This window comes from Methylomonas sp. 2F7, assembly GCF_057126975.1.
Window position 1 is genome coordinate 208,167 of the sequence record NZ_CP195203.1, and the last position, 16,703, is coordinate 224,869.

Sequence of the window (16,703 nt, forward strand, 5' to 3'; positions counted from 1 at the left end):
TTCCCGGTGCTTATTCGCCTATCACCCGGTGGGAAGTAATCTGTCTTCCCGCTCAAATCTGGCGGCGGCCACCGGCCGGCCGGTGTAATAGCCTTGGTAGGATAGACAGCCTTTATTGCGTAAAAAGATCATTTGTTCCTGGGTTTCCACGCCTTCTGCAATCACATGTAAACCTAAGTTTTTAGCCATATTGATAATGGTCTCCACAATCACCGCGTCGTTGGGGTCGCTGGCGATGTCCCGGACGAAACTCTGATCGATCTTCAATTGGCTGATGGGCAGTTTTTTCAGGTAAGACAGCGAGGAATAGCCGATACCGAAATCGTCGATCGAGGTTTTCACGCCTAGGGTTTGCAAGTCGCGCATTTTTTCCACGGTGTCGTCTATGTCACTGATGACGCAGCCTTCGGTCAGTTCGATGACCAGGCGCTCGGCGGGCAGTTCGGCGTCGATCAAAATGCGTTTTACTTGATCGACAAAATCGGCCTGGCGGAATTGCCGGGAACTGACGTTAACCGCCACATGATGAATGGCTAGATTCTGTTCGTCCCACACTTTAATTTGCCGACAGGCCTCGCGCATCACCCATTCGCCTATCGGCAAAATCAACTGGGTATCTTCGGCAATCGGGATAAACTCCGCCGGCGAAACCATGCCTTTTTCCGGATGTTGCCAGCGGATCAGCGCTTCGGCGCTGACCACTTTGCCGAGGTGATCGACCTGCGCCTGATAATGCAGTAAAAACTGCTTTTGTTTCAGCGCCTGACGAATCTCTTTTTCCAAAGTCAGACGGCGGTCGGCGGTTTCCTGCATCGATGGCCGATAAAAACTGATGCCGTTACGGCCGCTTTCCTTGGCCCGGTACATTGCGGTGTCCGCTTGTTGAATGACCTCTTCCGGCTGCTCGGCTACCTCTGGAAACAAGGTAACGCCTATGCTCGTGGAAAAGTGATGTTCGCTGCCCTGTACCGTGAAAGGTTGATTGATGGTGTGCAGAATTTTTTCCGCCAGCATCGCCGCATGACTGGTCGCTTGCGACAGTTGCGCATAGCGGCCCGGCACCATCACGATAAATTCGTCGCCGCCCAACCGACAAGCGGTGTCTTCGTCGCGGATAATCGACTTAAGACGTTGGGCAACCTGGATCAATAATTCGTCGCCCACTTGATGGCCGCGCGAATCGTTAAGGGTTTTGAAATGGTCCAAATCCAGAAAAAACAGCGAACCGTAATAGCTTTGGCGTTTGGCGGCGGCGATTTCCTGTTTCAATCGATCCAGCAGCAAACGCCGGTTCGGCAAGCCGGTCAGCGGGTCGTAAAATGCCAGTTCATGGATTTCCCGCTCGGCGGCTTTTTGCTCGCTGATGTCGGAAAAAATCGCTACATAATTAAGCAGGCGGCCCTGCTCGTCCCGGACGCCGGTAACGGTGAGCCATTCCGGAAATACGTCGCCGTTTTTGCGCCGATTCAAAATTTCGCCCTGCCATTGGTTATCCCTGTCCAAGGCCTGGATCAAGGCTTGAATAAATCCGGGGGCTTGATGAGCCGACGACAGAAAATCCGGCTGGTGGCCAATCACTTCCTCTGCGCTGTAGCCGGTGATTTTGTTAAAGGCGTTATTGACGCGCAAGATCGCCCCATCGGCATCGGTGACGATAATGGCCTCGTGCGACTGGAACGTGGTCGCGGCAATGCGGAGCTCGTTTTCCTGCTGTTTGCGGCGTTCGATCTCGGTATTCAGGGCCTGGTTGCTGCGCAACAAGTCGCGGGTTTTCAAAGCCACCAGATCTTCGATGCGGGCGGTGCGTCCGCTCATCAGCATTAAACCGAAGCTGGTCAGGCCGCAGAGCAAAAAGCTCCCGGAAAGCAGCCACCAAACCGTCCAGGAATGTTGTTGCGCATAAAACTCCGGCAGTGGTTTATATTCAAGCGTCCAGCTCCGGTCGGCAACCGCCAGCGATTGCCGTCTGGTTGGCGGAAAGTAATATTTTTTCGATTCAGCGCCTTCCGGAGTGCTGCGATATAACAGCAGGTCTTGATCATAGATGGCTACGGACAAACTTATGCTTTGCAGGCGTGTGGACAATTCCTGAATTTCGCTGCTTAACTTAAAAACGTTGGCGACCAATCCCAGAAAAAACTGCTGGCGTTGGGCGCTGGTGTTAAGTGATTTTCCTTTTAGATAAACCGGCGAATAAATGGCGAAGCAGGGTTGATTATCGTCGCAGACGATGCCGGCCGTCACCACCGTTTCGCCGGAATTAATCGCTTTGTGGATAGCCGCTAATAGCTGTTGGTTGCTGGCAACATCGAAACCTATGTTGCGCTGATTGCCGAAGGAGTAAGCAATGGGTAAATAAATGTTTCGCTTACCGGCCGGTATCAATTGATGATTGCGGTCGAGTTCGCGGATGGTGGTTTCCGTCTGTTGTTCGAATGCGCCACGGTCTTCGGCATTGACTCTGGGTATCCATTCCAATGCCTCCAACTCGGGATGTTTGGTGAAGATGGTATGGGCAAATAGCCTGAACTCGTTGGGATTGACCGATTCCGAGCTGTCGAACAAGGCTTTCAGCAACTGATTATTCAGAATGTCGTCGCCGAAATGTTCCTGGAGGTTGGTATGGGTCAGATTAATTTGATTTTCGAACAGCCCATTAATGCGTTGATTTTCCAGATTGCGGCTGTAGACAAAGGCGATGACCACCAACAACAGCGAAATCGATAATGGATAGGCCACGAATTTTTGCCGCTGCCGCCAGATATGGCGCGGTGTACCGATGAACAACAGCAGCAAGGGCGCGAAGATCACCGTGCCTATCGCATCGCCTATCCACCAAGTACACCAGTTCAGGCCGAATTCTTCAGCATCGATGGTGTCGAAAATGTACAGAAAACTAGTGCCGACGCTAGCCGATATTAAGCTACTTGCAATTGCCAATAAGAAAAACCAGACGACATGCCGATCTTCCATCAACGGATTGTGTTTGCCTATCCAGCGGTTGATCAGGGCCGCACCGAGCAAAGGCTGGGCGATGGCGCCGACGCTGGCGGCGGAGCCTACCCAAATCGGGGTAAACCAATCCTCTGGGGTGGCCAGGTCCGCAAAAGCGTAAATTTGCGTGCCCAAGGTGCCGATGATCAGGCCCGGCAATATTCTGGGGCCGTAACCAAGCAACGCGGCCAGAGCTATACCCGCTGACGGCCAGATTGGGCTGGCATGGCTGGGCTGCATCGCCAGCAAATGCCCTAAGTAGCCGCCGATAAAATAGGCAAGGGCCAAGGCGCTGTTGATTAGAAAAAGTCTAAGAGCTGTCGGCATGATTAAACAGGCGGACTCTGGTTTTCGCCGACGCTGGGCGAAGCAGTGGCTTTAATGATTTGCGGGTAACAGAACGCCATTCTCGACATCGATGGTAAATGCTTTGCCAAAACCGGCGACATATTGGCCACGCAAAGGGGTTAGCGCCAGTAAATGAAAATCCGCGAGTGAGCGCAAAACCGACACTGTTTCGCCGAACCGGTCTTGCAGCATATCTAACAACTGGGCATATGCCGCCTGGGGTTTGTCGACTTCACCAACAGCACATTCGAATACCAAGCGACGTCTGGCAAACGGATTGACCGCTTCTGCCTCGGGTTCGATAAACATGATGGATGCCTGGCGTTGGCGCAACATATTGCCGGTATGCCGGGCCAATTGGCTGACATAGATGTAATAAGTGTTTTGGTATTCCAGAAACGGCGCATAACTGACTTCGGCTGTCCCTAGCTCGGAACTGCTGGCGATTATCAGGCTTTGGCTGTTGGCAATTAAAGTCCGGTAATCGGCGGCTAGCGGTTCGGCGCTCATGGTGTTGTGGTAGCTGTCAGTTGCGAGTGGCGGAAACAATCGACAGTGTGGTCGTTAACCATACCCACCGCCTGCATATAAGCATAGCAGATGGTTTTGCCGACAAACTTAAAGCCGCGCTTTTGCAGATTCTTGCTCATCCGTTCCGATTCCGGCGTGTAAGCCGGTAACTGGCTATGTTGCAGCCAACGGTTCTGCCGCGGCTCACCGCCGACGAAGCTCCATATGTATGAGTCAAAACTACCGAACTCCTGCTGTACCCGTAAAAAAGCCTGGGCATTGTTTACCGCGGATTCAATTTTCAGGCGATTTTTGACGATGCCAGGGTTTTGCAATAACGACGCCAGTTTTTTGTGGTCATAAGCGGCGACCTTAACCGGATCAAAATGATCGAAAGCGGCGCGGTAAGCCTCACGCTTGTCGAGTATGGTCCGCCAACTGAGCCCGGCTTGTGCGCCTTCCAATATTAGAAACTCGAACAACATCCGCTCGTCGTGTAGCGGCACGCCCCATTCGTGATCGTGATAATGCTCTTCGTTAGCGCTGCCCAGCGCCCACACGCATTTGCTGGGCATCAGTCTTTCTTCATCAGGTTTTTCAAATCGGCGAATGGGTTGAAGGTCGCTACCGGCGCCTTGCCGTCCGATGTGGCTTTGCCGCCGTAACGCACGTGCTCTTCGTAGCGTTGATGCTCATTATCGTGGCAATACAGGCACAGCAACTCCCAGTTGCTGCCGTCGGGCGGATTGTGGTCGTGATCATGATTGACGTGATGCACAGTCAGTTCGCGCAGGTTTTTATGATCAAATTCCCTTGAGCAGCGTCCGCAAATCCAGGGATAAAGTTTTAACGCTTGCTCGCGGTAGCCTTTTTCCCGCTCTTCCTTGTAGCGCCGGGCTTCGGCGACGATGTGATAGGCTTTGTTATCCGACATAAGGTCCTCCGTATATTAGCCGCCGGTGGCGTTCATGTGCCGCAAAATCACCGGCTGTTCGTGAATATTGAATTCGTGTTTTTCGGGTTTGATTTGCATGGCTTCGACGATGGCTTGTTTCAACATAGCTTTGTCGCCCGGATGCTCTCTGACCACCTGTTTCAGATCAACCGAATGTTCGTTGCCCAAGCAAAGCAATAAGCGGCCTTCGGCGGTCAGGCGCACCCGGTTGCAACTGCCGCAGAAATTGGCGCTGTGCGGCGAGATAAAACCGACTTTGCTATTACTACCCACTACCCGGTAATAAGCCGAAGGTCCGCCTGTCGAGTCGGCGACGGCTTCCAGCGTAAAGCGCTGCTGTAAATCCTGCCGAATCAACTCGCTGGGATAAAAAGCGTCGCCGCGATGATGGTTGTCCACCGCGCCTAGCGGCATTTCTTCGATAAAGCTGATATCGATGCCACGCTCGACAGCAAATTGCACCAGATCGCAGACTTCTTGATGATTGCGGTTTTTCAGAATGACCGCGTTGAGTTTGATGCGCTGAAAGCCGGCTTCCCTGGCTTTGGCTATGCCTTTCAGCACTTGTGCTAAATCGCCGGTACGCGTCAGCTCCTTAAATTTGGCCGGGTCCAAGGTATCCAGGCTAATGTTGACGCGTTTGACGCCGGCTGCTTGTAAGTCGTCGGCCATTTCGGCCAGATGTGAGCCGTTGCTGGTCAATACCAGTTCGTTCAGGCCAGGCACCCGTCCCAGGTCTTGCAGCAAGCCTAATGCGCCTTTGCGCACCAGCGGTTCGCCGCCGGTAATCCTGATTTTGCCCACGCCCAGCTCGACGAAGGTTTCACAGATAAAACGGATTTCTTCCAGGCTGAGAATCTGGCTACGCGGCAGAAATGTCATATCTTCAGCCATGCAGTACACGCAGCGAAAATCGCAGCGGTCGGTAATCGATACCCGCAGGTAGTTGACCACTCTGCCGAAGCGGTCTATCAGTTGCAACGGTTTGCTAGGCGCCATTACATTCAAACAGAAAAATAAAAGAAGAAAATAGTAACACAGCGCCGCGCTGTGTTATTGCCGTTTGCTAAAAGAGTAGGATTGAACTGACAAGTTCCTGTGACGGTTTTTACGTGACTATTCGTTGCCCAAGCGCCGCAGCAAAGCCAACACCGCCGTTTCTATCTGCGGCAAGGCCTCGCTCGGGTGGGCGTCTTCTATGTCGTCCACCTGCCAGTATTCCACGCGCTCCACCCAAGCCGGGAAGCGGCTATGCAGCAAGGGTTGATGCTCGGTTTGCTTCAAGGCAATGATGTGGCGGGCGGCGGCTAAATCCTGCTCGGTCAGTGCAATTGGCGCGCGGATGGGCTCGATGGGAATCTCCCGCAAGGCCAAGCCATGCCGGGTGTGCGGTGAAATCGGCCCGGCATCGTCTTTCAGTAACTCGATAGCCAGCCCACGCGAAAACGCCCGCCACGGCAATGAGTAATCCGGTGCATGATGATTGAACAAATACTCGGCAAACCGGCTGCGGTAGTAGTTGCCGGTGCAGAGGAATAGGATTTGGGAGTGGGTGGTGCTCATAAAACTCCTTTTGGTTAGGCGGCTTAAAGCGATTACTTACATTTGTGCAGAGGGTAAAAAAAATTTTGTTTAAGCTATCATGGTGGTGATACCGTATATGGTATGCAAGAAATTATAATGGATACCAATGTTCTGTTTGCCGGTTTGTATTCCGCCAATGGCGCATCCTTTAAATTGCTGGAGCTTTTAGCAGGCGGGCAGCTACAAACAGCCATATCGACGCCGCTTTTGTTCGAGTATGAGGATGTTCTGAAACGCAACCGTTCCATGCTGCAACTGACCGATGCCGAAATAGATATAGTGTTGGATAACCTGTGCGGATTCAGTCGCCATCAAAAGGTGTATTTTTTATGGCGACCTTATTTGCCGGACCCGAAAGATGATTTGGTCTTGGAGTTGGCCGTTGCCGCCCGAGTAAACACCATTGTTACCCATAATTTAAAAGATTTTACTCGTATCGAAAAATTCGGCGTTGAAGCTATCACGCCAAAAACCTTGCTGGAGCGTTTACCATGAGTGCATTAAGTTTGAGATTGCCGGACTCCATACACCGCCATATCAAAGAGCTGGCGAGCAAGGAAGGTGTATCGATCAATCAATTTATTGCCAGTGCGGTTGCCGAAAAAGTGTCGGCCATCGCCACCGAAGACTACTTGCAGGCCCGTGCGGAACGTGCCGACAAAGCCGCTTTTCAGACCATTTTGGCTAAGGTGCCCAAGCGTGAGCCCTTAGTTGGGGATGAGTTTTAGTGTTGGCGGGCAGCATAGGTCGATATAACTGTTTCGGTAGAAACTACTCCGAACTCGGGCTGCTTGATTAGCTCGATGACTTATATCGGCAGGACTAATTTAGAAACTCTTCCAGCATTTTGATCCGCTTTTCCGTCAAATAGGTTTTCCAACTGGCGGCGCTGACGGCTGGGTTTTATATTTAGCTTAAGTTGACGCCATTTGTATAGCGCTAATTTAATCCAACAATTCCGAGATTCTTTGCCCTCTATGAAGCCTTTTCTAAATACGACCGTCAAGGCTGTTTTCGACGAGTATCCGCCGGAAATTCGCCGAAAAATGCTGGTGCTTCGCGAAGCGATCTTTGCTGTGGCGGCTAGCGAGGGTGTCGGACAACTTGAGGAAACTTTAAAGTGGGGCGAGCCTGCTTATATTACCGCCGAAACCGGATGTGGCAGTACGATCAGAATGGCGTGGAAAAAAGACAAGCGGACCCAATATGCAATGTATTTCATCTGCACCACGAATTTGGTTGAGACGTTTCGGACGCTGTTTCCATACCAGTTCAAATATGAAGGTAATCGGGCGATTGTTTTTCAAGAAACGGAAGATGTCGATATGGATAGTCTCTCTATTTGTATCGCCGCAGCCTTGACCTATCATAGGAATAAGGGAAGAAAGCAACCTTAGGTGCGTAGTCGGCTTTAGGCTTCTCTGCCAAGGGTATTTTGCCCGGCGGTTGCGGATGGCAGGTGTCGTCGCAAAAACTCGCCAATCCGCTCTTCCACCCAATACTCCGGCCTAAGCAACGCTCCACCCACAAACCCCACATGCCCGCCACCGGCGCAAACTTCCAATTGCACTTGATCGGACAGTTCGGCATTGGCCGGCAATACCCGCTCGGTCATGAACGGATCGTCCTTAGCCTGTAAGACCAAGGTGGGGACGCGGATGTGCTTTAAAAATTGCCTGGAACTGCTGCGCCGGTAGTAGTCGTGGGCGTCTTTAAAGCCGTGCAAGCCGGCGACGACTTTATCGTCGTATTGCCAGAAGGATTTGATGCCCGAGAGATCGCCTAGGTTTAGAATTCTGTCCGCTTGTTCGAGTTGACCGATGTGCTGTAAATGCCGGAGTTTGATGCGCATATACTGTTTCAGCTCACGCAGTAAATAGTCGCGATAGAGTTTCGAGAAGCCACGATCCAGTTTGTCGGCGCATTCGTTCAATAGCAGCGGCACCGATACGGCTATCGCCGCCGATAACTCAAGCTTATCGCCTTGTTCGCCCAGCCATTTTAGTAACACGTTACCGCCCAGGGAAAAACCTACCGCCACCATCACTCGATTCGGAAAACGCCGGCGCAAGGTTTTATACAAAAAGTCGATGTCCTCGGTTTCGCCGGAATGGTAGCAACGCGCCAGCCGGTTCATCTCGCCGCTGCAACCGCGAAAATTCAGCGCCACGCTGGCAAAGTCGGCGGCGAGTAAACTGTGTTGCAAACCTTGGATGTAACCGGAGCGGCTGCTACCGGCCAAACCATGTAACAGAATTACCAGCGGCCGGTCGTCATTGTCGATCCAGTCGATGTCCAGAAAGTCGCCGTCCGGCGTGTCCAGTCTCTCGAGGCGGACGCCATCTGGCGGCGTTATGCGTCGCAAAAAGGCCGGATAGATAGTCTGCAAATGCGGACTGTTCAGCCACCAGGCCGGGCGGAAGGCGTTGTGCATGGTTGTGGACCTGCTTTATAGTAGTTGTTAGGCGATAGTTCGAGAGGAATATACCTTTTGTGTCGCTAAACGCTAGCGCGAGTCTTTGCGGCGGATGTTTCGCTGTTGCCTGTCTGAGGTTTTCCGGATTATTTCCAACCATGTTTCACTGTTCTTGATGAGTCGGCCAATTCCTATCGCCAAAACACCGGTCAAAGCTGTCCCGCCTAGCCGAGCAAAAGCGGGTTCCGGGCGCAAGCCAGGCAAGCCGCGCCGCAAAACCAAGCCCTTGCGCAAACCAAATTGGTGGCTGATCGTTTTGGAAGGCTTGGCACTGATGATTGCTGCTGTGTTGGCGACAATGTTTTTGCTGGGCTACTCGGCCAGTTGGTTATCCGGTCCCGGTTTTTTTACCAGTTTGCTGCCGTTCGCGATTGGCGTGGTGATCTTGATGTTGGCAGCGGCTGCGCTATTGCTGGCCTGGTCGCGCTTGCGTGCTTGGTTGCATGGCAGGTTCGATTATTTGCCTGCCGCATTGGCAGTCGGTCTGGCCGCTTCGACCGGTTGGTTTGTGATGCACGGCGGCTACACCCAAGTCTTCACGCATTTTCGCACCTTGGTCGGCGGCAAGCAGGAAGCCGAAAAAGTCACCCTGGCCCATCAAGTGTACGCCGCGTATCGCCGCCACGGTGTCGGCGGCTTACAAAAAATGATGCTGCGCGCCGATGCCTTCAATCCGGCGATAGTCGAGGCCGCCAAGGCATTCGATGTCGATGTCAATTTGTTGCAAGGCATCGCCGCGACCGAATCGTCGTTTATGCCGCGCGACAGTTTTGATGGCGGCAAAGGCTTGTTTCAGATTACCGCCGTGCCCAAAGCCATAACCCGTGAGGCAGCCGATGAACTGGATGTGGCGGAAGTGCAAGTCAACGATCCCAGGCACAATGCGTTTGTCGCCGCCGCCACCTTTAAACATTATTTACAAGAAATGAACGGCGATTTGTTTTTAGGTTTACTGGCTTACAACATCGGGCCGCGCAACGGCGGTTTGCGTTTCATCATGCAGCAGTATGGCGCCACCGACTTTGTGACGATGCAGCCTTACTTACAAACCTTGCCGCGCGATTATCCGATTCGGGTATTGTCCTATGCCCTGGCTTTCAAGCTTTATCAGCATGACGGCAAACTGCTGGCGTATGAAGAAGGCGATAACGCCATGCGGATTCAGCAGATGGGGATCCCGGGTTTGTAAGACTACTGCCAAGTGTCAGCCTCTAGTGGCCACCCCTTACAGTCAGGAAAATTTAACGATGATGTCTTGTTGAATATGGCGAACCATATGATGGAGCTTTTCCGATTTAACCGGGATATGTCTCAGCGGATCATGTTGGCGCAGTACGAATTCCTGAATGGCTTCATCGTTCCAGGTCTGATGGTTGTCATGCACCATACGTAGTACAGCATTCAATTTATTGGCGGTGTAAATCACATCGTCTTCGTTATCGTCATAATCCGAGTGGATCAAATCCTTTATCGCGTACTTAACTTGAGTAAGGGCATTATTTGCGTCCGATGGTGTGGCTTGTCTCACGATTATTTCTCCGGCTTTCAGTTTGGGATGGCGATCACTATCACCTCAAGCCCTTAAATTAAACTTAATAAAACCGCTGATGAAAGAAGTGATGTCAAAACATGGATGAAGGCGGCGAGTGCTGAGGTGCGTGGCGTTGATCAGCTGCAAGATATTTATCGTCTGGACTGGACCTAATAGGCTTCAACCTCTGGCTGGCCACAACGCATAACCGGCAATCCCCGGGTAATGCTGACTTTTCAGTTCAAAAGCATTTCGAACTGTTCAAGTGGTAACGGCTTGCTAAATAAATAGCCTTGAAAGTGTGTGCAGCCGTTGTCGATCAGAAACTGTTTTTGTTCCTCGGTTTCCACGCCTTCGCCGATTACGTTCAGATTTAGCGTGCGAGCCATGGCAATGATAGTGCGCACAATTGCCTGATCACTGGCGTCTGTAGCAATGTCGCGTACAAAGGATTTATCGATCTTGAGTTGATGCAGCGGTAAACGTTTCAGATATTGCAGCGATGAGTAGCCGGTGCCAAAGTCATCCAATGAGAAGTAAACTCCTAGGGCATTCAATGCTGTCATTTTTTTGATGGTGTCTTCTATATCACCCAGTAACATACTTTCGGTCAATTCCAGTTTTAGCCGACCAGGCGCAATTGCATGACGTTGCACTGCTGCCTCCACTTTGGCTACAAAGTTAGTTTGCTGAAATTGTTTGGCGCTGACATTGATGGACAGAACTAGATGCTTGGTTATCTCGTTTGCCTGCCATGCATTGATTAACTTACATGACGTTTCAAAGATCCATTGGCCGATGGGCAGAATCAGACCCGTCTCTTCTGCCAGTGAAATAAATTCATTGGGGAGTAGCAAGCCACGCTTCGGATGCTGCCAGCGAATCAAGGCTTCGGCACCATTAATATTCCCTAAATGATCGATTTGAGCCTGATAAAAAAGCGTGAATTGCTTATCCTCGAGCGCATTGCGCACTTCCGACTCTAGGACGGCACGGGCGGAAATATTGTCCTGCATTTGTGGGTCGAAGAAGCAGATGCCGTTGCGCCCGGACTTTTTGGCTTGATACATGGCGATGTCTGCTTGTTTCAACAGTTCGTCATTCGATTGTTGCTCTCGCCCATTGAAAAGGACGATACCAATACTAGGAGTATTCCTGTAGGGATGTTGGCCCAACTGGTACGGCTCATTGAGTGCTGCCAGGATCTTATTGGCAATAAATTCAGTTTTTTCGGCCGCTTCCATGGCATGTTCGCTCAGATCTTCAAGCATGACAACGAACTCATCCCCGCCTAAACGGGCAACGGTGTCGCATTCTCGAACGCAGCTCGTAAGGCGCGTTGCCACCTGTTCAAGTAACAGGTCGCCAATGTCGTGACCCAAGGTATCATTCAAGGTTTTGAAATTATCGAGATCCAGAAACAGCAAGGAAGCGGTTTTTCCGTTGCGCATACTAGAATTGACGGCCTGTTTGAGCCGGTCGGAGAGCAGGCGACGATTGGGCAGGCTTGTGAGTGGATCGTAAAACGCTAGGTTTCTGATCTCGGTTTCTGCAGCTTTAATCTGGGTGATGTCGGTGAAAGTAGCCACGTAATTGGTCACCGTGCCTTTGCTGTCTTTCACTGCCGTAATGTTAAGGTATTCAGGAAAAACGTTCCCATCTTTTCGCCTGTTCCATATTTCACCTTCCCACATGCCCTGAGTATTGATGGATTTCCACATGGCATCGTAGAAACTTGCATCGTGCCTGCCTGATTTAAGTAGGCGAGGATTTTGGCCGATGACCTCTTCTTGGCTGTAGCCCGTGATTCGTGTAAAGGCGGAATTTACTCGTAAGATCAATTCATTGGCGTCCGAAACCAGCATGCATTGCTGCGAATCGAAGATGGTGGCAGCGATGCCAATCTCCCGCTCTGCGTTTTTACGATCAGTAATGTCTTCAACCATAGCCGTTAAATAATCCACTTCTTGATTGGGTTTGCGAACACATCCCGCTACCAATTTTGTGGGTATGATTTTGCCCGTCCTGCTTATAAAGCGTTTTTCTAAGCTATAGCCATCAATTTCATTCGCTAGTACTCTGTTGAATTGTTCTAAATCGGCAGCCAAGTCTTCTGGATGGGTTAACTGCGCCCAATTCATGCCTCGCAATTCTTGTTCCGAATACTCCAGCATGCGACACAAACAATTATTGACGCGAATCCAGCCTTGGTCGGGTGAGGTAATCGTCAAGCCCACCAGGTTTAATTCGTAAAAGGATCGAAGTTGTTGTTCTCGCTCATTCAAGCTGTCCAACATGACGTTAAACTGTTTGGCCAGTCTAGCGGCTTCATCAGTGCCGGAAAGTGCCACGCGCATATCGGCACTTCCGGTCTGCACGGCGTCAGCTACTTTTTGGATGGCATAAAGTCGACGGGTCAGAATACGGCTAGTCAGTGCGACTAACAACACACTCAAGCCGGTGGCTGCCAGCACATAACTGAAGGCACTTTGTTTTATAGTGGCTAATTGGGCGGTGAAAGACTCAAGATTTAAACCGATCCGGACCCAGCCCACATGCTTTTGGCCCAGTATGATGGGGGTGATGACGTCAAGCGATCTTGCGGTCCGTTTCAAAACAGGCTCAGCAATACCCTGAGGCAGGTCGTTCAGATATAGGCCGATCTTGCTGGGGTCATTGTGGGCTAATATATGGCCCGACAGGTCAAGCACGATAACGTAAGTTAAATTGGGATACTTTGAGGCGCCCAGGACGATTTCTTGCAGGCCACTAAAATCGCGGGACATCACCCATACCGCCGAGGATGTTGCCAAACTGTTGGCAAGGGCGCTACCTTGTTCGTAATTGTGCGCCAACTCGAGTTTCTCTTGGCGTCTAGTCGTATCCCAGACGAATAGAGACATCATCGTGGAAACCGTGATCGTCATGCCAACTATCAATTGCTTGCGGAGGTTGCCAAATAATAGATTTTTCAATTTACCCATCTTTATTGAAGCTCCACCGGGCGCACGTCTTTCTCAAAGCGCTTGATATAGTCAGCCACAACCGCGTAGCTGGCATCGTCGGCGGCCTGGAATCTGGCAGTGCCCATGTCTGAAAGGATGATTTTTCCCTCCGGCGACTGAACCAAATCAAGCAGTGATTTTCTTACGGATTCGCGAACGCTTTCCGGCACATCATCCCGCACCATCACCGAATTATTAATCAGCGATGGGGTTTCCCAGATTAACTTGAGTTGTGCTGCTTCTGTTGGATGGTCTTTTTGAAATGATCGCCAGGGTGGCGGCCATGTGGCGCCCGCTGCAGAGTTACCCAGATAGACATTCATTATCGATGATTCCTGCGAACCAACGTAAATATTCTGAATGTCTCGATTAACATCGATGCCATGTGCATAAAGAAAATATTGCGGCATGATGGCGGCCGCCAATGCGGAGGGTGAAGGATAGCTCACAACCTTGCCTTTTAAATCGCTAGGTTTTTCAATCCTGCTGTCCCGCCGAACGATAAATATACCTTTGAAGTCTTCTGCGCTGCCTGCCATTGCTATGACGTGGTATCCAACCTTCTGTGCCTGGAGGGTTTGCCAGGGATTGGGCAGCAAAAATGCGGGGCTACGTTCACGGAATTTTTGCTCATAGGCTTGGTAATCGCGGGAGGCTTCCAGCTCCAATCGCACGCCCTGCAATTGGCTATTGAGATGATCTATAAGAGGCTGATAGGTCTCGCTAAGCTTTTCAGGGTTATGCAGGGGATGAATGGCAAAGCGATAGATTGGCGCGTTCGGCTCCAAAGGGCTGCTGGAATATTGCAGGGGGGTGTCCTCGGGAATTTGTTGCTCACAAGCCGTCAATTGAAAAATGATAAATAGGCCTACAAGTGTCAGCAAAACATTCATATCTGTATACGTATTTGATCTTGATACTGGGTAAAAAATAAGGGCTAGAGAATTTCCCATATGCCATAGCTTGCTATGACAGCCATTTGCCTGATAGCCGGCAATCAAATGACGAATTCTTCTTTCAATTTACTATTTATTATTGGCTGCTTGCCAATCAATCATAGATGCAAGCTTTAAATTCCGAATTTCCTGGAGAGGAAATTTTTTCAATTGGATGTGCGCAAATCATTTATTGCGAGTTCCCAACAGATAATCAAACCCCGGCCAGGTGACGCACCAGTTGCCGGAGCCGGGCTGGGTATGATGTTGGTAGTGCCAGGGTAAATGCTGTTTAGCCCACTCTGGATCGAGATGAGCCTTGCGATGCCGATGGTAATAAAGCGTCAACGAGCCGTATAAACCCATCACGAAAGCCGGCCAGTACCAAAGTAAGGGCAGATGCGCCAATACAATCGCGGCCAACACCGCCAATTCCTTGGTTTGTGCATTCCAGGTCGAAAAGTCCAGTTGGCGATAGCCGGGGTCCAGCATATGGTGTTTGGCGCATATCGCGTGGTGCTCATACCAATGGTAGGCCCAGATGCTGCCCGGCTGTTTACCTAAGCGATGCAAGATGAATTTATGCATCAGCCATTCGCCCAGATTGGCGTACAGCAGGGCTAATATGAGTTGCAGCGTCATTGAGAGCATGGATGTGTTTGTGCGATGGATGGCAAGGCGTTTATCTTCGCCCGGTTTACCGTATCCGGCATAGTTGTTTTAATCGCAAGCTTTGCTCAGCGGCAAGTTGTCCCCGTTTTTAATCGGATTTTAATCAATTCTGCCCCGGCAGTTTTCAAAAACTCTGCTAAAAATTAATACCATTATTCGATTGAGGCACGGAATTTAGCCGCTTAGTTTGCTGTGCATGGCTTTTTTCGGTTTTTGTTGGCGGATTGCCTCACAAAATCGACTTGCGTACAGTAGACCTATGTACTAGGCTATGCTACCGCTCAAGTAGGGGAGGAGAAATGGCTTCGTACCGGGGAGTGACCGGCGCGCTTCTGGCGTTGGAATCGTTCTTGACCAGCAGATTACCTGCCGAGCTGAGCAGCGAGCCCACCAATGCCCAAGCAAAACTGTTGGGTAGCGCCGACATCGCCAATATCCTCACCGGCAACCTGCTGGGTATCTACCTGCACCGAATTACCATCGATCCGCACGGCCGGCAGCGCTCCTTTGCGCAGCGCGGCAGCGATCAAAGCGCTCCGCAGGCCGAGCTGCCAGTCAATCTGCATTTCCTGTTAATCGCCAACGCCGCCAGCGCCACCATCGAAGCCGACTTACTGAGCTGGGCGATGGTCGAACTCGCCAACCAATGTCAGCTCGACATTTCGTATATTCAAGACATCGACGACGAATGGGGCCAGGCCGAAGTGCTGAATATCGCCCCGGACGAGATGACTACCGAAGACTTGATGCGCATCTGGGATGTCTTCAAATCGCCTTATACCAGTACCGTACCCTATGTGGCACGCACCGTGCGCTTGCGCTTGCAGCGGCCGCGCACGGAAGGGCCGCCGGTTTCGACGCGGATATTTCCAGGAGGCACGGTATGAAAGCCGTCAAAGTGCTGGAAACCAATATCCTCTACGCCAGCGACGTGATCTATTGGCTGGACGGCAGCAGCGCCGCACAGGAGGCCGATATGCGGCGGCTGAGCGAAGTCATTGTTTTGCAACTCGACACCCATCCCGCCGATCTGCAATTTTTACACACGCCAGGCAAAACTGCGTTGTGGCGGCGTTCGGCCGGCAAGACGGTAGATGGGGCTCCCAGTGAGGCCGACAAATTGCATCCGGTTGAAGCGGCTTACGCTATCGTCGGCTCGGTAGCCGACAGTCAACGCCGCTATGTCCCGCGCCGTTTCGAAATTCAAGCCGGTAACGCGGCCGGGCACAGCGTAGTGCTTTATCCAACACCTTTCGGTACCGAGCTCGGCCGCGGCGGCGGTTTGCGCGGCACGCTGCGGTTCATCGGCAGCAATGCTCCGGTCGTCTGGGCCTTGCTGACGCTGACGGTCAACCTAGGCGTCGGCGGCGATTTGATTTGCCGCGCGCAAGCCGACGCCAATGGCGATTTCATCATCGCGATGCACCGGCTACCGCCCTTACCGCAAGGGGTGGCCGACTATGCCGCCACACTACGTATCCGGGCTCTTGTTGCCGCCAATGCCACAGAAGCTATCGATCCGGACGATCTGGTAGCGATGACGCTAGGGGCGTTAAATGCCGACAACAGTTTTGCCGCCGAGCTTACTCTGGCCGTGGTGCCCGGCGAAATTGGATTAATCCGGTCCTTTAATCGGGATCACCTTGCCGTTCAACCCAATTGAGTCATCCATGAGTTGAGTTCGTCCTTTAAA

The 16,703-nt window shown here is 51.5% G+C and carries 17 protein-coding genes; 6 read left to right on the plus strand and 11 right to left on the minus strand.

Annotated features, from left to right (window positions below):
• Positions 1-21: 21 nt before the first annotated feature.
• The 6 genes from ACR64Q_RS01010 to ACR64Q_RS01035 all read right to left on the minus strand — a co-directional run bounded on the left by ACR64Q_RS01010 (position 22) and on the right by ACR64Q_RS01035 (position 6,370).
• On the minus strand, positions 22-3,321 hold the full coding sequence (locus ACR64Q_RS01010) for an EAL domain-containing protein (RefSeq protein WP_313733297.1): 3,300 nt from the start codon (positions 3,319-3,321) through the stop codon (positions 22-24).
• A gap of 51 nt (positions 3,322-3,372) precedes the next feature.
• Positions 3,373-3,852 (minus strand): HugZ family pyridoxamine 5'-phosphate oxidase, encoded by a 480-nt coding sequence (locus ACR64Q_RS01015; RefSeq protein ID WP_313733298.1) that lies wholly within the window; start codon positions 3,850-3,852, stop codon positions 3,373-3,375.
• Complete coding sequence (locus ACR64Q_RS01020; RefSeq protein ID WP_020483532.1) at positions 3,849-4,427, minus strand: DNA-3-methyladenine glycosylase I; 579 nt, start codon at positions 4,425-4,427, stop codon at positions 3,849-3,851. The genes ACR64Q_RS01015 and ACR64Q_RS01020 overlap by 4 nt, the downstream gene beginning before the upstream one ends.
• Positions 4,427-4,786, minus strand: coding sequence for a YajD family HNH nuclease (locus tag ACR64Q_RS01025; protein ID WP_020483531.1), 360 nt, complete (start codon positions 4,784-4,786; stop codon positions 4,427-4,429). Before ACR64Q_RS01025 ends, ACR64Q_RS01020 begins: the two co-directional genes overlap by 1 nt.
• 15 nt (positions 4,787-4,801) lie before the next feature.
• Positions 4,802-5,806: a GTP 3',8-cyclase MoaA gene (moaA, locus tag ACR64Q_RS01030; RefSeq protein ID WP_313733299.1), complete on the minus strand. Its 1,005-nt coding sequence runs from the start codon at positions 5,804-5,806 to the stop codon at positions 4,802-4,804.
• 117 nt (positions 5,807-5,923) lie between these two features.
• Complete coding sequence (locus tag ACR64Q_RS01035) at positions 5,924-6,370, minus strand: arsenate reductase/protein-tyrosine-phosphatase family protein (RefSeq protein ID WP_026603170.1); 447 nt, start codon at positions 6,368-6,370, stop codon at positions 5,924-5,926.
• A gap of 117 nt (positions 6,371-6,487) precedes the next feature.
• Between ACR64Q_RS01035 and ACR64Q_RS01040 the strand changes: the two genes are divergently transcribed.
• From ACR64Q_RS01040 to ACR64Q_RS01050, 3 genes are all read left to right on the plus strand, one after another.
• Positions 6,488-6,886, plus strand: a complete 399-nt coding sequence (locus ACR64Q_RS01040) for a putative toxin-antitoxin system toxin component, PIN family (protein WP_026603171.1) — start codon at positions 6,488-6,490, stop codon at positions 6,884-6,886.
• Positions 6,883-7,119, plus strand: a complete 237-nt coding sequence (locus tag ACR64Q_RS01045; RefSeq protein ID WP_026603172.1) for a toxin-antitoxin system HicB family antitoxin — start codon at positions 6,883-6,885, stop codon at positions 7,117-7,119. The genes ACR64Q_RS01040 and ACR64Q_RS01045 overlap by 4 nt, the downstream gene beginning before the upstream one ends.
• 249 nt (positions 7,120-7,368) lie before the next feature.
• On the plus strand, positions 7,369-7,788 hold the full coding sequence (locus ACR64Q_RS01050; protein WP_064035459.1) for a DUF1801 domain-containing protein: 420 nt from the start codon (positions 7,369-7,371) through the stop codon (positions 7,786-7,788).
• Positions 7,789-7,802: 14 nt separating this feature from the next.
• Here the strand turns inward: ACR64Q_RS01050 and ACR64Q_RS01055 are convergent, their stop codons facing one another.
• Entirely contained in the window at positions 7,803-8,825 is a 1,023-nt protein-coding gene (locus ACR64Q_RS01055) for a hydrolase (protein ID WP_313733300.1), read from the minus strand.
• A gap of 157 nt (positions 8,826-8,982) precedes the next feature.
• Here ACR64Q_RS01055 and ACR64Q_RS01060 point away from each other — a divergent pair, with 157 nt between their 5' ends.
• Positions 8,983-10,056 (plus strand): transglycosylase SLT domain-containing protein, encoded by a 1,074-nt coding sequence (locus tag ACR64Q_RS01060; RefSeq protein WP_313733301.1) that lies wholly within the window; start codon positions 8,983-8,985, stop codon positions 10,054-10,056.
• Positions 10,057-10,098: 42 nt separating this feature from the next.
• Here ACR64Q_RS01060 and ACR64Q_RS01065 read toward each other — a convergent pair whose 3' ends face one another.
• The 4 genes from ACR64Q_RS01065 to ACR64Q_RS01080 form a co-directional block, all read right to left on the minus strand.
• Positions 10,099-10,395, minus strand: coding sequence for a hypothetical protein (locus tag ACR64Q_RS01065; RefSeq protein ID WP_026603176.1), 297 nt, complete (start codon positions 10,393-10,395; stop codon positions 10,099-10,101).
• 239 nt (positions 10,396-10,634) lie between these two features.
• Positions 10,635-13,382, minus strand: a complete 2,748-nt coding sequence (locus tag ACR64Q_RS01070; RefSeq protein ID WP_313733302.1) for an EAL domain-containing protein — start codon at positions 13,380-13,382, stop codon at positions 10,635-10,637.
• 2 nt (positions 13,383-13,384) lie between these two features.
• The gene (locus tag ACR64Q_RS01075) at positions 13,385-14,296 is read right to left on the minus strand and encodes a phosphate/phosphite/phosphonate ABC transporter substrate-binding protein (RefSeq protein ID WP_313733303.1); all 912 of its coding nucleotides are present in this window, start codon (positions 14,294-14,296) and stop codon (positions 13,385-13,387) included.
• 228 nt (positions 14,297-14,524) lie between these two features.
• Positions 14,525-14,980 carry a sterol desaturase family protein gene (locus tag ACR64Q_RS01080; RefSeq protein ID WP_313733304.1) on the minus strand — a complete coding sequence of 152 codons (456 nt, stop codon included), beginning with the start codon at positions 14,978-14,980 and terminating at the stop codon, positions 14,525-14,527.
• Between the two features lie 329 nt (positions 14,981-15,309).
• On the opposite strand from ACR64Q_RS01080, the gene ACR64Q_RS01085 reads away from it, so the two are divergent.
• Both ACR64Q_RS01085 and ACR64Q_RS01090 read left to right on the plus strand, forming a co-directional pair.
• Positions 15,310-15,897 carry a Pvc16 family protein gene (locus ACR64Q_RS01085; RefSeq protein ID WP_313733305.1) on the plus strand — a complete coding sequence of 196 codons (588 nt, stop codon included), beginning with the start codon at positions 15,310-15,312 and terminating at the stop codon, positions 15,895-15,897.
• Positions 15,894-16,673 (plus strand): hypothetical protein, encoded by a 780-nt coding sequence (locus tag ACR64Q_RS01090; RefSeq protein WP_313733306.1) that lies wholly within the window; start codon positions 15,894-15,896, stop codon positions 16,671-16,673. Before ACR64Q_RS01085 ends, ACR64Q_RS01090 begins: the two co-directional genes overlap by 4 nt.
• Positions 16,674-16,703 lie beyond the last annotated feature (30 nt).